The organism is Curtobacterium sp. VKM Ac-2861 (genome assembly GCF_013204965.1).
GTDB lineage: Bacteria > Actinomycetota > Actinomycetes > Actinomycetales > Microbacteriaceae > Curtobacterium.
This window is the reverse complement of the sequence record NZ_JABMLA010000003.1, coordinates 248,845-262,832: the sequence shown is the minus strand read 5'-3', so window position 1 is coordinate 262,832 and position 13,988 is coordinate 248,845. Positions and strand designations below refer to the sequence as shown.

The 13,988-nt window shown below is 72.4% G+C and carries 19 protein-coding genes; 11 read left to right on the top strand and 8 right to left on the bottom strand.

Going from position 1 to position 13,988, the window contains the following annotated elements; all coding sequences use genetic code 11:
- The first annotated feature begins 24 nt into the window (after positions 1-24).
- Entirely contained in the window at positions 25-933 is a 909-nt protein-coding gene (locus HQQ88_RS09260; protein ID WP_173169279.1) for an SDR family oxidoreductase, read from the top strand.
- Between the two features lie 57 nt (positions 934-990).
- Here the strand turns inward: HQQ88_RS09260 and HQQ88_RS09255 are convergent, their stop codons facing one another.
- Positions 991-1,782, bottom strand: coding sequence for an NRDE family protein (locus tag HQQ88_RS09255; RefSeq protein ID WP_173169278.1), 792 nt, complete (start codon positions 1,780-1,782; stop codon positions 991-993).
- A 64-nt stretch (positions 1,783-1,846) separates the two neighbouring features.
- Between HQQ88_RS09255 and HQQ88_RS09250 the strand changes: the two genes are divergently transcribed.
- The 7 genes from HQQ88_RS09250 (at position 1,847) to HQQ88_RS09220 (ending at position 8,211) form a co-directional block, all read left to right on the top strand.
- Complete coding sequence (locus tag HQQ88_RS09250; protein ID WP_173169452.1) at positions 1,847-3,121, top strand: bifunctional phosphopantothenoylcysteine decarboxylase/phosphopantothenate synthase; 1,275 nt, start codon at positions 1,847-1,849, stop codon at positions 3,119-3,121.
- A gap of 29 nt (positions 3,122-3,150) precedes the next feature.
- Positions 3,151-3,549, top strand: a complete 399-nt coding sequence (locus HQQ88_RS09245; RefSeq protein ID WP_123338786.1) for a hypothetical protein — start codon at positions 3,151-3,153, stop codon at positions 3,547-3,549.
- Positions 3,546-4,337, top strand: coding sequence for a DUF2071 domain-containing protein (locus HQQ88_RS09240; protein WP_173169277.1), 792 nt, complete (start codon positions 3,546-3,548; stop codon positions 4,335-4,337). The genes HQQ88_RS09245 and HQQ88_RS09240 overlap by 4 nt, the downstream gene beginning before the upstream one ends.
- A gap of 141 nt (positions 4,338-4,478) precedes the next feature.
- Positions 4,479-5,129, top strand: coding sequence for a GntR family transcriptional regulator (locus HQQ88_RS09235; protein WP_173169276.1), 651 nt, complete (start codon positions 4,479-4,481; stop codon positions 5,127-5,129).
- A gap of 186 nt (positions 5,130-5,315) precedes the next feature.
- Positions 5,316-5,771 (top strand): MarR family winged helix-turn-helix transcriptional regulator, encoded by a 456-nt coding sequence (locus HQQ88_RS09230; RefSeq protein ID WP_131921792.1) that lies wholly within the window; start codon positions 5,316-5,318, stop codon positions 5,769-5,771.
- Positions 5,772-6,184: 413 nt separating this feature from the next.
- Positions 6,185-6,952 (top strand): hypothetical protein, encoded by a 768-nt coding sequence (locus HQQ88_RS09225; RefSeq protein ID WP_131879398.1) that lies wholly within the window; start codon positions 6,185-6,187, stop codon positions 6,950-6,952.
- A gap of 92 nt (positions 6,953-7,044) precedes the next feature.
- Positions 7,045-8,211: a low temperature requirement protein A gene (locus HQQ88_RS09220; protein WP_367917004.1), complete on the top strand. Its 1,167-nt coding sequence runs from the start codon at positions 7,045-7,047 to the stop codon at positions 8,209-8,211.
- Between the two features lie 74 nt (positions 8,212-8,285).
- Here the strand turns inward: HQQ88_RS09220 and HQQ88_RS09215 are convergent, their stop codons facing one another.
- The 4 genes from HQQ88_RS09215 to HQQ88_RS09200 are packed head-to-tail and all read right to left on the bottom strand — an operon-like array spanning position 8,286 to position 9,960.
- Positions 8,286-8,594 (bottom strand): hypothetical protein, encoded by a 309-nt coding sequence (locus HQQ88_RS09215; RefSeq protein WP_173169275.1) that lies wholly within the window; start codon positions 8,592-8,594, stop codon positions 8,286-8,288.
- The gene (locus HQQ88_RS09210; protein WP_148058249.1) at positions 8,591-9,229 is read right to left on the bottom strand and encodes a hypothetical protein; all 639 of its coding nucleotides are present in this window, start codon (positions 9,227-9,229) and stop codon (positions 8,591-8,593) included. Before HQQ88_RS09210 ends, HQQ88_RS09215 begins: the two co-directional genes overlap by 4 nt.
- On the bottom strand, positions 9,226-9,780 hold the full coding sequence (locus HQQ88_RS09205) for an RNA polymerase sigma factor (RefSeq protein ID WP_111084365.1): 555 nt from the start codon (positions 9,778-9,780) through the stop codon (positions 9,226-9,228). Before HQQ88_RS09205 ends, HQQ88_RS09210 begins: the two co-directional genes overlap by 4 nt.
- A 9-nt stretch (positions 9,781-9,789) precedes the next feature.
- Positions 9,790-9,960, bottom strand: coding sequence for a hypothetical protein (locus HQQ88_RS09200; RefSeq protein WP_165901117.1), 171 nt, complete (start codon positions 9,958-9,960; stop codon positions 9,790-9,792).
- A 103-nt stretch (positions 9,961-10,063) separates the two neighbouring features.
- Between HQQ88_RS09200 and HQQ88_RS09195 the strand changes: the two genes are divergently transcribed.
- On the top strand, positions 10,064-10,729 hold the full coding sequence (locus HQQ88_RS09195) for an MOSC domain-containing protein (RefSeq protein WP_123292016.1): 666 nt from the start codon (positions 10,064-10,066) through the stop codon (positions 10,727-10,729).
- Here the strand turns inward: HQQ88_RS09195 and HQQ88_RS09190 are convergent, their stop codons facing one another.
- The gene (locus tag HQQ88_RS09190) at positions 10,730-11,104 is read right to left on the bottom strand and encodes an MmcQ/YjbR family DNA-binding protein (RefSeq protein ID WP_123292015.1); all 375 of its coding nucleotides are present in this window, start codon (positions 11,102-11,104) and stop codon (positions 10,730-10,732) included.
- A 155-nt stretch (positions 11,105-11,259) separates the two neighbouring features.
- Between HQQ88_RS09190 and HQQ88_RS09185 the strand changes: the two genes are divergently transcribed.
- Positions 11,260-11,559 (top strand): excalibur calcium-binding domain-containing protein, encoded by a 300-nt coding sequence (locus tag HQQ88_RS09185; RefSeq protein ID WP_235035941.1) that lies wholly within the window; start codon positions 11,260-11,262, stop codon positions 11,557-11,559.
- Between the two features lie 64 nt (positions 11,560-11,623).
- On the opposite strand, the gene epsC is transcribed toward HQQ88_RS09185, so the two are convergent.
- Both epsC and cysK read right to left on the bottom strand, forming a co-directional pair.
- Positions 11,624-12,208: a serine O-acetyltransferase EpsC gene (gene epsC, locus HQQ88_RS09180; protein WP_235035942.1), complete on the bottom strand. Its 585-nt coding sequence runs from the start codon at positions 12,206-12,208 to the stop codon at positions 11,624-11,626.
- Positions 12,205-13,143, bottom strand: a complete 939-nt coding sequence (gene cysK / locus HQQ88_RS09175; RefSeq protein WP_173169274.1) for a cysteine synthase A — start codon at positions 13,141-13,143, stop codon at positions 12,205-12,207. Before cysK ends, epsC begins: the two co-directional genes overlap by 4 nt.
- 165 nt (positions 13,144-13,308) lie before the next feature.
- Between cysK and HQQ88_RS09170 the strand changes: the two genes are divergently transcribed.
- A complete protein-coding gene (locus HQQ88_RS09170; RefSeq protein WP_173169273.1) occupies positions 13,309-13,980 on the top strand; it encodes a DUF899 family protein in 672 nt (223 codons plus the stop codon).
- The last annotated feature ends 8 nt before the right edge of the window (positions 13,981-13,988 follow it).

Sequence of the window (13,988 nt, the reverse complement as noted above, 5' to 3'; positions counted from 1 at the left end):
GCGCCCGCGTGTACGGTCGCCCGCATGCCGAAGCTCCCTGACCAGACCGGACGCAGGATCGTCGTCACCGGCTCCAACAGTGGCACCGGGAAGGAAGCCGCGACGCGTCTCGCGGCCGCCGGCGCGAGCGTCGTGCTCGCCGTGCGCACGACCGCGAAGGGCGATGCCGCCGCGGCCGAGATCCGTGCAGCCCACCCGAACGCCGACGTCGAGGTGCGCGAACTCGACCTCGCGGACTTGGCGAGCGTGCGCCGCTTCGCCGACGGCATCGTCGGCGAGGACCGCCCGATCGACGTCCTGGTGAACAACGCTGGCGTCATGGCGCCGCCGCAGCGCTTCGAGACGGTCGACGGGTTCGAGCTGCAGTTCGGCACGAACTTCCTCGGTCCGTTCGCGCTGACGAACCTGCTGCTGCCCTCGCTGCTGCGTGCCGAGGCACCGCGGGTCGCGACCATGTCGAGCCTCGCCGCGATCCCCGGCCGGATCCGATTCGGGGACCTGCAGTGGGAACGCGGGTACAACGGCTGGCGCGCCTACGGCCAGTCCAAGCTCGCCGACCTGCTCCTCGCACTGCACCTGCACCGACTGACCGTCGAGGCGGACGTCCCCCTCGTCAGCACCGCGGCGCACCCCGGCTACACCCGCACGAACCTCCAGTCGGCCGGGCGCTCACTCGGACGCACGAAGCCGGTGCGGTCCAGCAACCGCGCGCTCCCCTTCACGCAGGCGGTCGAGCAGGGCACCGAGCCGCTGCTCTACGCCGCGGTCGGCCCGAACGCGGTCGGCGGCGCCTACTACGGCCCGGCCGGCCCCTTCGGCCTGACCGGACCGACGACCGCCGTCTCGATCCCCGGGTCGGCACGGAGCGCCGACCTCGCCCGCTCGCTCTGGGCCGTCGCCGAGGACCTCACCGGGACACGTCCGCCCCTCTGAGCGCGGGGCGCGGGGCGCGGCCGGGAGGCCCGTGGCGCGTCCGGCGCGCCGCCCGCGTCAGGCGCGGTGCAGCTCCACCGACCCGTCCAGCCGTCCGGGTTCGGTCAGGCGGGCGTGCTGCAGGACCGTGCGGTCCGGACCGATCGCCGCGGCGACGATCGACAGTGTCGTCATGTGCCCCTCGGCCTCGTGCGCGTCGCGGAGGATCGCGTCGGGGTGGTCGCTCGGCAGCGCTGCGGACTCGGCCAGGACACCGAACCAGCCGCTCCACCCGTCTCCGGCGTCGTCGCCCGCGTCCACCGTCCGGAGTTCGTCGAAGGGTCCGAGCACCGGTGGCCCGACCGGGGCGTCCGCGGCACGGAAGGCCTCGAGCCACCGCCCGATGCGCGGCGCCGCCGGGTCGTCCGGTTCGCCGTGCGTCACCATGTGCACGCCCGGGCCGAGCTCGGTCGTTCGGACCCGTGTGCCGTCCCAGGTCAGGACCGCGGCGCCGTCGGCGGTCGCCCGCACCAGGTTGAACGCGCGGGTGGTCGGCAGCGTGCCGTCGTGTCCCGGCAGCAGGTCGTCGGCGACGGCGTCGACCGGCACCACGCCGCGGGTCGTCCACGTGCCGTCGACACTCGGCACCGGTTCGCCGCGGTTGAGCACGACCGCCAGTCCGGCGCGGTCCGAGGCGGCGAGCCACGCACCGCCGGCAGCACGGTCACGCACGCCGCGGACCCCGGGGTCGCGATCGGGCCACCACGCAGCGGGCGGATCCCACGGACGCTCGGGTGACTCGTCCCGCAGGGCGAGCACGGTGACGGGCCACGCGGACCCGGGGTCGACGCGGACGACGACGGTGCACATGCCGTCGATCCTCGCACGTGCCCCCGGTAGCGTGAGCGGCGTGAACGCAGCAGCAGAGCGCACCCTGACCGTCATCGTGGGGATCACCGGGGGCATCGCCGCCTACAAGGCCGTCGGCGTGGTCCGCGACCTCGTCAAGCGCGGGCACGAGGTGCACGTCGTCCCCACCGAGGGGGCGCTGCGCTTCGTCGGACTGCCGACGCTCGAGGCACTCAGCCGCAACCCCGTCACCACGAGCGTCTGGGACGACGTCTCCGAGGTCCGCCACGTCGCCCTCGGCCGTCGCGCGGACCTGGTCGTGGTGGCCCCGGCGACCGCGGACTCCCTGGCACGGATGGCGAACGGCCTGGCGAGCGACCTGCTCGGCACGACGCTGCTCGCCACCGACGCCCCGGTCGTCGTCGCTCCGGCGATGCACCCGCAGATGTGGGAGCACCCCGCGACCCGGGCCAACGTCGCCGTCCTGCGCGAGCGGGGCGTGCACCTGGTCGGACCGGTGGTCGGCGCGCTGACGGGCGACGACGCCGGCATCGGCCGGATGGCGGAACCCGAGGACATCGTCGCCGCGGCGCTCGCCGTGCTGGACGGCCCGGCCGGTGCAGGCGCAGGGCGTCGCGCCGGCACCGACGAGGGGACGCAGTCCGGCGCCGGAGCCCGTGGCGAGCAGGGCGACCTGTCCGGCGTCCGCGTGGTCGTCAGCGCGGGGGGCACCCGCGAGCCGTTCGACCCGGTGCGGTTCGTCGGCAACCGGTCGAGTGGTCGGCAGGGCCTGGCGATCGCCGCCGACGCAGCGGCGCGCGGCGCCGTCGTCACCGTCGTCGCCGCGAACGTCGAGGCCGGCCTGACCGCGGGCATCGACGCGACCGTCGTGCCGGTGGGGTCAGCGCTCGAGCTCGCCGAGGCCGTGCACGCCGCGGCGGTCGATGCCGACGTCGTCGTGATGACCGCTGCCGTCGCCGACTACCGTCCGGCCGAGGTCCTCGCCGAGAAGCTCAAGAAGGACGCCCAGGGCGAGCGGATGACGCTCGAGCTGGTGCGGAACCCCGACGTGCTCGCCGACCTGGTGGCGGCGCGGCGCACCGGGCAGGTCATCGTCGGGTTCGCCGCCGAGACCGAACCCGACCGCGACGCCCGCATTGCACTCGGGCGCGCGAAGATCGCCCGCAAGCCCGCCGACCTGCTCGTCGTGAACCACGTCGGCTGGTCGGCCGGGTTCGAGCGCGAGGAGAACGCGATCGAGGTCCTGGTGCCGGGCGGCGAGGTGGTCCGCGAGACCTCGGGCACGAAGGCCGAGGTGGCGGCGGCGGTCCTCGACCTCGTCGCGACCGCACTGACCTGATTCCGAGGACGGGCGAGCACGATGGGGGCATGCGACGACGTGAGCGGATCAAACGAGCCACCCGGACTGCCACACTGCTCGCGGTGCTGCTCGGCGGGGCCGGCGTCACCCACTTCCTGCAGCCGCGCCACTACGACCGGATCGTGCCGGACACACTGCCACCGCGCCTGACGACCGTCGCGTCCGGCGTCGCCGAACTCGGCATCGCCGCCGGGCTCGCGTTCCCGGCCACTCGCCGGGCCTCGGGGTGGGCCGCAGCTGCCCTGTTCGCCGCGGTCTTCCCCGCGAACGTGAAGATGGCGAACGACCTGCTCGACAGCCCACGGTCGACCCGGGCGATGCGCCTCGTCTCCGTGCTGCGGCTCCCGCTGCAGGCCCCGCTCGTCCTGTGGGCCGTGCGCGTCGGTCGGCACGCACCGAAGCGGTGACCCAGCCGTCCTGGACCCGTGCGGCCGCACCGCTGCTGCACCGGCCGGTGACCCAGCACGCGTGGGACGAGATCGTCTTCGCGCACTGGCGACACGACCCGGGCTCGCTGGCGCGACTCGTCCCGCGGGGAACGCGTCCCGACGTGGTCGATGGCAGCGCCTGGGTGGGACTCACGGCCTACGTCTTCCACGAGACGCGGGTGCCGCCGTTCCCCTCCGCCGGCCGCCTCGGCCGCATGACCGAGGTCACCATCGAGGTCCTGACCGTGGACGACCAGGGCCGGCGCGGGGTCGCGTACCGCACCGTGGACACCGCGAACGTGCCGGCGATCGTGGCCGCGCACGCGCTGCTCGGCGTGCCGTACACCTTCGCGCACGCCCGGTCGCGCCGCCGCGGCGAGGTCGTCGCGCACCGGTCGGTCCGGCACCCCGCACGTGCCCTGCACCCGGTGCGCTGGGCGCGGTCGCTGCGGCAGGAACGCCCCTCGGGCACGGCCAGACCCCGGCACGCGGCCTCGATCCGGGTCACCGCCGGTGACGTCGTCGACACGCCACTCGCCGCCGAGCTGACCACCCGCGCCGGCATCCACGCCCGGTACCTGGCCCAGACGCTGTTCTGGCAGCGACAGCACCCGCCGCTGACCGTGCGGACCGCGCGCCTCGACCGGCTCGAGGGGGACCTGCCGGACGCCGTCGGCATGCCGGGGCTGTTCGACCGGGCACCCGACTCGCTGCTCGTCGTCGACGGCACCACGGTGCGGTACGCCTGGGGCGGGGTCGTGCGGTGAGCGACCACGCCACGGACGATGCCGCCCAGGACGACCTCGACCGCCCCGTGACACGCGCTGAGCCGAGCGGAACGCCGGTCTCATATCAGGTACGTTGATCGGTGCGCGTGCACTGACCGCGCCCCGATCGAAGGAGAACGCATGCCGGTCCCCCGCAGCGCCCCGACCGAGCACCAGCTGCTCCGCGACACCGTCCGGCACAAGATCCACGACGCGATCATGGACGGCACGCTCGTCCCCGGCGAGCGGCTCAACGACGACGAGCTCATCGCCTGGCTCGGCGTCTCCCGCACCCCGATCCGCGAGGCGCTGAGCCAGCTCTCCCGCGCCGGCCTCATCGAGATGGCGCCGAACCGGTACACGCGCGTCACGACGCCGAACCCCGCCGAGGTGATCGAGGCGATGCAGACCCTCGGGGTGCTGTTCGGCGGAGTCGTCCGACTGGCGGTCCCCCGCCTCGGCGCCGGCGCTCGGAAGAAGATCCTCGGGCAGATCGACAAGACGATCGCCGAGCTCGAGTCGCACGACGTCCCCGCGGTCAACCACGACGCGCTCGACGTGTTCGCGCTCTACGTCGCCGAGTGCGGCAACGAGAACCTGCAGCGCGTGTGCCGCGACACCATGGACGGTCTGGCCTTCCGCCTGCGCCTGCCGAACCTCGACGAGCTGGTCGACTGGGACCGCATGACCGCGGACTTCCGTCGGCTGCGCACCGCGACCGAGTCCGGCGACAACGTCGCCGCCGAGCTCGCGACCGAGGCGATCCACCAGCTGCCGGGCGAGAAGCACTGAGTCCGGCTGTACCCCCGTACAGGAACCCGCCCGTCTCGCGCACGCGAGGCGGGCGGTCCGCGTTCCACGGGCCTCCCGGACACCCCGTCCGGACCCGCGACCGACGCGCACGACGCTCCCAGACTGCGGATCCGGCGAGCCGATAGCATCGCTGGCGACCACCCGATCGCCCACCCGGAGCAGCACATGAGTCCTCGATCGACGGACCGTACCGAGGTCGCCGCACGCCTGGCCGCGGCGGTCGGACGGATCAACCGGCGAGCACGGACGGACTCGGCCTCGCTCGGGTACGGGATCGTGTCCGCACTCGCCACCATCCAGCGCGAAGGACCCCTGCGCCCGGGCGACCTGTCGCGGATCGAGGTGGTCACGAAGCCCACGATGACCCGCATCCTGACCGAGCTCGAACAACGCGGGTTCATCGCGCGCGAGGCAGACCCCCGAGACGGTCGGGCCTTCATGGTCTCGGCCACCGACGAGGGCATCGCAGCGGTCGAACGAGCACGCTCGGACCGCACCGGGATCGTCGCCGAGCTCATCGCCGAGCTCGGTGAGTCCGACGTCACCGCGATCGCCGGAGCGCTCGACGCCCTCGAACGCGTCGCCCAGGGCGACCGCACCCAGGAACCTCACACGTTCTAGGTCCGAACCGGCCGTTACCGAACCGTTACCAACGGGTGGACGGACGGTTCTGCCAGCGATCCTGGACGCGTCATCCAGTCTGACGAGTCATCGTGTCGGCTTCGCCCGACGGCGGCCTCCCCAGGGCCGGTCGCGGCGGACGGACGGGCCCCACACCACCGTCCGGTCCTCCCCGGTTCGCCGGACTCCCCCTGCTGCGCGCACCTCGACGCGCGCAGCATCGCTCACCGTCCCCGACGCGTCGCGCAGCCCGGAGTCCCGCACCACGAACCGCCCGACCACCGGAACCGATGCCAGGACACACCCCCGACCTCCCCACCTCCACCGCCTCGACCCGACGTGAGGCCCTGAACTCCCCCAGCCGGCGCATGCGCCGCGCCCTCCGCCACCGTGCGCTCCGACACCGTGCGACGTTGATCGTCGGCGGCGCCGCGGTCCTCGCCGTCGCCGGCGGTGCCCTCACGATCGGCACCCAGCCCGCCATCGGCGAAGCGCTCGGCATGCCGACCGGCACCGCGAGCGCGACCGCGACGGCCCAGCCCGCCCTGCGCGGCACCGCCCTCGACCGTGCCCAGGCAGCGGCGACCATCTCGACCGCGAAGACCGTGATGACGACGGCGAACGCCAAGACCGACACGGCCTCGCTCGAGCAGCACATCGACGCGCTCAGTGACTACCCGGAGCTGTCCGGCGCCGCGCTCACGACGCGCATCTCGTCGACCGTCGAGTCGACCGCGCACGTCGCGCAGGCCAGCGCCACGCAGGACAAGCGCGACGTCGACGCGAAGGCAGCAGCCGTCGCGAAGGCCGCCGCCGAGAAGCGGGCCGCCGCAGCAGCAGCGGAGGCCGCGCAGAAGCTGGCGGCGGGCAACACCGTCGCAGGCGCCAAGGCGACGGCGACCTCACTGGCGTCGTCCGAGTACGGCTGGGGCTCCGACCAGTTCCAGTGCCTCGACAACCTGTGGACCAAGGAGTCGGGCTGGAACTACCAGGCCGTCAACGCGAACGGCGGGGCGACCGGCATCCCGCAGGCGCTGCCCGGTTCGAAGATGGCGACCATCGGCTCCGACTGGCAGACCAATGCCACGACCCAGATCAAGTGGGGCCTGCAGTACATCAGCGCCGCGTACGGCACCCCGTGCTCGGCGTGGGCGCACTCGCAAGCGAGCAACTTCTACTGAGCGGCGCGGGCTGGCCGCCTGCTGGCCCACGCACCTGCACGTCGAACGGCCCCGGGTACCGCCCGGGGCCGTTCGTCCTGTAGGCATGCCGGGTGACGACGATCGGACTGCGCCGGATGGCGCCCCGCGACCCCGCCGAGGGACACCGTGCCGCGAGCCCCTTGGAACTGCTGTTCGACCTGGTGTTCGTCGTCGCGGTGGGCTTCGCCGCCACCAACCTGCACGAGATCGAGACCGAGGGGCACGTCAGCTCCGCGGTGGTGGCGTACGCCATGGTGTTCTTCGCCATCTGGTGGGCGTGGCTGAACTTCAGCTGGTTCGCGACCTCGTTCGACACCGACGACTGGCTGTACCGCGTCACGACGTTCGTGCAGATGGCCGGCGTGCTCGTGCTCGCCGCCGGGGTGCACGCCGCCATGACCGAGGGCGACTTCACGGTGCCGGTGATCGGCTACGTGGTGATGCGCCTGGCGATGGTGGCGCAGTGGCTCCGCGTCGCCGTGTCGTCCTCGCGGTACCGCCGCACCGCACTCCGGTACGCCGTGGGCATCGTCGTCGTCCAGGCGCTCTGGGTCGGCATGCTCGCGCTGCCGCAGGGATCGACGGCGTGGGCGTTCCCCGTCCTCGTCCTGCTCGAGGTCCTCGTCCCGCCGATCGCCGAGGGCACGGGCGAGACGACGCCGTGGCACACGCACCACATCGCCGAGCGGTACGCGCTGTTCACCCTCATCGTGCTGGGCGAAGGACTCGTCGCCTCGGCGAACGCGGTCATCGACGGCATCGCCCAGGCCGACCACCTCGCGTCGCTGCTCGTGCTGGCCGCCGCCGGGCTCGTCATCGTCGCCGGACTGTGGTGGATCTACTTCTCGCGTGAGCAGCACGACCACATCCGGAACCTGCCGAGCGCGCTCGTGTTCGGCTACGGCCACTACTTCGTCTTCGCCGCCGCGGGTGCGCTGCCGGCCGGGATCGAGGTCGCGGTCAGCGCGGACGCCGGCGAGGCCGACCTGTCGCACGCCACGGTGGCTGCGACCGTGGCCGTCCCGGTCGCGCTGTTCGTGCTCGCGATCTGGGCGCTCGCACTCCGGCCGTCACTGTCCGCCGGGTGGAACGCGATCGTCGTCGTGCTCGCCGTCGCGATCCTCGCGACGATCGCGGTGCCCGACGTCTCCCTCGTCGCGACCGCGCTGCTCGTCGCCGCGATCGTCGTGGTGCTCGAGGTCGCCGAGCGGCGGCCGGGGACGCACCGCGTGCGCTGAGGACGCGATCGGGGGTCGGACGGGAGGCCCGTGGCGGTGCCGCCACGGGCCTCCCGTCCGTCAGTGGGCCGGGTTCAACCCACCCGCGCGACCCGCACGTCGACCCGCGTGAGCGCCAGGCCGTGCGCCGACGCCGTCGTCAGGGCGACGTCGTGCACGGCGCGGGCGACCTCGGGCGCGGGGCGGTGTCCGTCGGTGCCGATGACGACCCGCAGGACGCCGTCGTCGACCACGATGCGTACGGGGGTCGCGCTGGACGCCATGCCGCGGACGGCACTGACCGTGCTGGCCACGGTCGGGCGGGCACGGTAGAGGTCGGCGACGCCGGGGACGTCGACCACGGCCTGTTCGACCACGGCGAGGGTGTCGTCGGTGGTGCTCATCGGGTCCCCTCGGTGTCGATCTCGGTGCCGGTGTCGGTGTGCGGGTCGTCGGCGTCGGGCTGCGGTTCGAGCAGGTCGCGGACCACCACGTCGATCGACTCGACGACCAGGTCGGTCTGCTCGGCGAGCGCCTGGGCGACCCCGGTCCGGACCAGGTCCGCCGTCGCGACGATCGACGGACCCGACATGATCGCGACCTCGACGACCACGCGGATCGGTGCGGCGAGTTCGGTGACGTCGCCCTCGAGCCGGCACCGGGCGACGAGGACGCCGGGAACACCGTCGCCGGTCCGGCGGATGAGCGATCGGATGGCTCCCTCGGTCATCACCGGGCGCTCCGACTCGGACTGCGCGCGGAGTGGGACGTCCCGTCCGGAGCGGGACTCCAACGAGATGTTGGCGAGCACGCCGCCGATCCACGACTCGTCGGCCGGGGCCTCGTCGCGGGCGGCGGCCTCGAGGGAGCCGAGCGACGCGTGCCGCACCCGCAGGATCGCCGCGAGGGCGTTCTGGCACGCGGGTGAGCCGTCGATGCTGGGGTCCGGCGGCTGCATGCCGGCGTCCAGGTAGTCGGCGAGCTCGTCGATGGAGTGGCCGTCGAGGTCGTCGAGTTCGAGTGCGTCGAGGTCGCTCATCGCCATCCCTCCATGAGTCGGATCATGTTCTTCCTCGCTCGGGACAGGAGTCCGCGGACCGTCGAGGGCGGCAGGTCGAGTTCTGCGGCGATGTCGTCGTAGCTGTACTCGAGCACCTCCTTCATGATCCAGCAGCGTCGTTGGGCTTCGGGCAGTTCAGCGAGCGCCGTCTCCGCCGCTTCCTCACGCGAGCGGGCCTCGGCGACCCGGTCGGGGGCGTCGTCGGCGGGTGCGGCGACCTCGAGTTCGGTGACGTCGTCGTGGAACCGTCGGGCCCGGATGCGGTCCAGGCACTTCCGGCTGAGGATCCGCATCAGCCAGGACTTCACCTTGGCGTGGTCCTCGAGCCGGTCCAGGCGGTCCCACGCGGTGATGAAGGTCTCCTGCACGACGTCGTCGAGTTCGTCGGTCGATCCCAGGGTCCGACGGGCGTAGGCGCGCAGGAGCGGTGTGTAGCGGCGGATCAGGACCTCGAAGGCCCGGACGTCGCCATCGGACGACCGGCCGGCGAGGACCGCGTCGTCGAGCTCGGCGAGGGACTGGTGGTGCACGCTTTCCTTCTACTGGTGGTGGATGGTGTTCCGCTGGACGCGCTTGCGGACGGGGACGACCCGCAGCGGGCCGACCGGTCGGGAGCTGAGCGAACGGATCCGGGCCTGCACCAACCCGTGCGTCGGTGCGTGCCTGCCATGTGAGGTCAGGCGGACGGCAACGATGTCGTCGTCGAGCATGGGAACTCCTCGGTCGGACCACCGGGCATGGTCCCTCACCGGTGTGACGCACCGAACCGGCGGATCGTCACACTTCTCGTCACACTTGCGCCAGAGTTGTGGCATGTCGCTCGTCACCGCCGTCTGCCGCGTCGACCGCCTGCTGCCTGACTCCGGCACGATCGGCGTCACCGCCATCGACAAGCGTCCGGTCGACGGGCGGGTCCGGGTCCGACCGCTCGGGCTGTACGCCGACGTCCAAGCCGACCGGAAGCACCACGGCGGCGAGGACCAGGCCGTGTACGCCTACGCCGACGAGGACGCCGCGTACTTCGCCGCGTCGTTGGAGCGCGAGATCCCGCCGGGCCTGTTCGGCGAGAACCTGCGGACCACGGGTGTCGACGTCACCGGGGCCGTGACGGGCGAGCGGTGGCGCATCGGCGAGACGTTGGAGCTCGAGGTGACGATCCCGCGGATCCCGTGCGGCACGTTCGCGCGCCGGATGGGCGTCGACAAGTGGGTCCGGCGGTTCACCGAGGAAGGCCGTCCGGGCGCGTACCTGCGGGTCGTGAAGTCCGGCCCGGTGGCAGCAGGCGACCCGGTCGTCGTGACGTACCGGCCGGAGCACGGCGTGACGATCGGCGAGGTCTTCGCGGGGCTGACCCCCGAGCGTGCCCGTGCCGTGCTCGAGTCCGGGGAGCGACTCGCGCCGAAGGTCGTCCGCGACGTGTCGAAGGTGCTCGCCCGGTCCTCGGCAGCCGCCAGCTCCTCGGCAGCCGCCAGCTCCTGATCAGTCGCCGCGTGTCGGGTCGAGGGGCCGCTTCGCTCGGGGCAACCCGGCGACGACCAGGTCGTAGGCGTTCGCGACGAGGTCCTCGACCAGGGTCTCGTCGATGCCGTCACCGGGAGCGAGCGTGATCCAGTGCCGCTTGTTCATGTGCCACCCCGGTGTGATCTCGGCGTGGTCGCGGACGAGTGCTGCCCCGTGCGGCGGCGCGCACTTCAGGTTGACGATCGGCACACCACGGAGCTCGCTCGTCATCACGAACATCTTGTCGACGACCTTGTAGACCAGGGCGCCCTCGCCGAAGGGCTCGGTCTCGAACACCGCGGGCAGGCCCATCGCGGTGCGACTCGCGATCTCGTGCAACTGCGCGCCGTCCATGCACCCAGCATGCCCCAGACGCCCGACACCGCGGCTCGCGGACCGGACCTGTTCGGGGGCATGTCATGAGCGTCGTTCACATCGTAGGATCAGGTCGCCGCGTACCCGACGCGGCGGTCGCTCCGGCGATCACCCACTCGTTCCAGGGGGAACCCGTGCGCATCATCCGTACCCTCGGCATCGCCGCCGCCACCGCAGTCCTCGCCACCACCGTCGTCGTCGGTGGGGCCTCCACCGCGCAGGCCGCCCCGAAGACCTACGCCAACTGCACCGCGGTGCACAAGGTGTACTCGGGCGGCATCGCGAAGAAGTCCGTCACGAAGAACAAGGTGGTCTCCGGCGGCAAGACCACGACCCGTGCGCTCAAGGGCACGGTGAAGAAGGACGACGCCCTGTACAAGGCGAACGCGAAGCTCGACCGCGACAAGGACGGCATCGCCTGCGAGAAGAGCTGAGGCGCTGACGCGCTGACGCACCGAAGCGCTGGCCCTCGAACGCCCCGTCGACCCGGCGGGGCGTTCAGAGCGTCGGGACGCCCTCGTGCCCGGACCGCGGGCGGGCGGTCCCGGCGACCCCGGTGACGACCGACCCCGCAGGGACGTCCTTCGTCACCACGGTGTTCGCACCGACGACGGAGTCCTGCCCGATGCTGATCGCCCCGATCAGGGACGATCCCGCGCCGAGCACGACGCGGTCGCCGACCACGGGGTGCCGTCGGGCTCCTGGGCCGTGGTCGCCACCGCGCCCGCCCAGGGTCACCCCGTGGAACAGCACGACGTCGTCCCCGATCACCGCGGTCTCCCCGATCACGACGCCCATGCCGTGATCGATGAAGAACCGTCGGCCGATGCGGGCGCCGGGGTGGATCTCGATGCCCGTCACCGACCGTGCTGCCTGGCCGATGACCCGTGCGACGAACCGGGACCCGGGCAGGCCTCTGGCGAGCCAGAGCCGGTGCGTCACGCGGTAGGTCCAGATGGCGTGCAGCCCGGAGTAGACGATCGCGTTCTCGAGGTCACCACGGGCGGCGGGGTCGCCGCGGCGTGCTGCGGCCAGGTCCTCCCGGACCGTCCGCAGCACGCCTCGTCGGACGGGACGACTCACGCAGTGAGTCCCTCGAAGAGCACCGTCGACAGGTAGCGCTCCCCGGTGTCGCAGACGATCGCGACGACGCGCTTGCCGGCGTTCTCGGGTCGCGCTGCGATGTCGAGCGCGGCGTGGATGATCGCGCCGGACGAGATGCCGGCGAGGATGCCCTCGTCGGTCGCGAGCGCCCGCGCCACACGCAGGGCGTCGTCGAGCTCGACGTCGAACACCTCGTCGATGACGGACTGGTCGAGGACCTCGGGGATGAAGTTCGCACCGATGCCCGCGATCTTGTGCGGTCCGGCCTTGCCCTCGGTCAGCAGCGGGGAGTCCTTCGGCTCGACCGCGACGATCTGCACGCCGGGCACGCGCTCCTTGAGCACCTGGCCGACACCCGTGATCGTGCCACCGGTCCCGACGCCGGCGACGAACACGTCGACGTGCTCCTCGGTGTCGCGCAGGATCTCCTCAGCGGTGGTCTTCCGGTGGATCGCGGCGTTCGCGGCGGTCTCGAACTGGTGGGCGAGGATCGCGCCGGGCGTCTCGTCGACGATCGCGGCGGCGCGTTCGACCGCGCCCTTCATGCCCTCGGGACCGGGGGTGAGCACGATCTCGGCACCGTAGGCGCGCATCACTGCACGACGCTCGACGCTCATCGTCTCCGGCATCGTGATGATCACCTTGTACCCGCGGGCCGCACCGACGAGCGCGAGGGCGATGCCGGTGTTGCCCGACGACCCCTCGACGATGGTGCCGCCCGGCTGCAGGTCGCCGGACTGCTCGGCCGCGTCGATGATCGCGACGCCGAGGCGGTCCTTCACGCTGGCGCCGGGGTTGTAGAACTCGAGCTTGGCCAGCACCTCGGCGCCGCCCGCCTTCGGCAGCCGGTTCAGCTTGACGAGCGGGGTGTTGCCGAACGCCTGGGAGATGTTGTCGTAGATCGTGCCGCTCATCCGGTCCGTCCTCATCGGGTCAGGTCGCGCATCGCTCTTCCTGGAGGCGCGGTGTGCGCCCGATCCTAGCGACCGGACCCCAGGTGGTCCTGTCCACGGCATCGGCTCCCGTTGCCGTGTGGCCCACCTGGGCGTACGGTGCCGGGCAACGACGAGGAGGTCGCCATGTCCAAGCTGCAGCAACCCGAGGTCGCACCGCCCGTGGTCGACCGTGCCGCGTTCGACGAGGCACTCGCCACCCAGGTCCGCGACGAGAAGGAACTCACCCGGCACGGCGACCGTGTGTCTGCCGCCCGCCGCCGACTCCCGATGGTCCAGGTGGAGGACTACGAGTTCCAGGGCGCCGACGGCCCGGTCCGGCTCTCCGAGCTGTTCGACGGCCGCTACCTGCTCCTCGTGCAGAACGTGATGTTCGCGCCCGACTGGGACGACGGCTGCCCGAGCTGCACCTGGGCCGTGGACAACCTGCCGGCGAACACGGGCCGGCTCGACGACGAGGGCATCGCGTTCGCCATGGTCTCGCAGGCTCCGATCGAGAAGCTCGAGCGCTGGCGGGAGCTGCGCGGCTGGCCGCACCGGTGGGTGTCGTCGGGTGCCACGAGCTACCACGACGACTGGGGGTGGACCCTGCACCACGACGACTACGACGGTCCGGTGCCGGGCTACTCGTACTACCTGCTGCGCGACGGCGTGCCCTACCTGACGTACGCCACCGGATCGCGTGGGACCGAGGCGATCCTGCCCGTCGCGCACATCATGGACCGCACCGCGTACGGCCGCCAGCAGGACTGGGAGGACAGCCCCCAGGGCTGGCCGCAGTACCCCACCTACGGCTGACTCCGGCG

Bases quoted from the DNA above. Each gene is read 5' to 3' on its own strand.
- HQQ88_RS09260 (WP_173169279.1), top strand. From the start codon at position 25: ATGCCGAAGCTCCCTGACCAGACCGGACGCAGGATCGTCGTCACCGGC.
- HQQ88_RS09255 (WP_173169278.1), bottom strand. From the start codon at position 1,782: ATGTGCACCGTCGTCGTCCGCGTCGACCCCGGGTCCGCGTGGCCCGTC.
- HQQ88_RS09245 (WP_123338786.1), top strand. From the start codon at position 3,151: ATGCGACGACGTGAGCGGATCAAACGAGCCACCCGGACTGCCACACTG.
- HQQ88_RS09235 (WP_173169276.1), top strand. From the start codon at position 4,479: ATGCCGGTCCCCCGCAGCGCCCCGACCGAGCACCAGCTGCTCCGCGAC.
- HQQ88_RS09230 (WP_131921792.1), top strand. From the start codon at position 5,316: ATGAGTCCTCGATCGACGGACCGTACCGAGGTCGCCGCACGCCTGGCC.
- HQQ88_RS09215 (WP_173169275.1), bottom strand. From the start codon at position 8,594: ATGAGCACCACCGACGACACCCTCGCCGTGGTCGAACAGGCCGTGGTC.
- HQQ88_RS09210 (WP_148058249.1), bottom strand. From the start codon at position 9,229: ATGAGCGACCTCGACGCACTCGAACTCGACGACCTCGACGGCCACTCC.
- HQQ88_RS09200 (WP_165901117.1), bottom strand. From the start codon at position 9,960: ATGCTCGACGACGACATCGTTGCCGTCCGCCTGACCTCACATGGCAGG.
- HQQ88_RS09195 (WP_123292016.1), top strand. From the start codon at position 10,064: ATGTCGCTCGTCACCGCCGTCTGCCGCGTCGACCGCCTGCTGCCTGAC.
- HQQ88_RS09190 (WP_123292015.1), bottom strand. From the start codon at position 11,104: ATGGACGGCGCGCAGTTGCACGAGATCGCGAGTCGCACCGCGATGGGC.
- cysK (WP_173169274.1), bottom strand. From the start codon at position 13,143: ATGAGCGGCACGATCTACGACAACATCTCCCAGGCGTTCGGCAACACC.
- HQQ88_RS09170 (WP_173169273.1), top strand. From the start codon at position 13,309: ATGTCCAAGCTGCAGCAACCCGAGGTCGCACCGCCCGTGGTCGACCGT.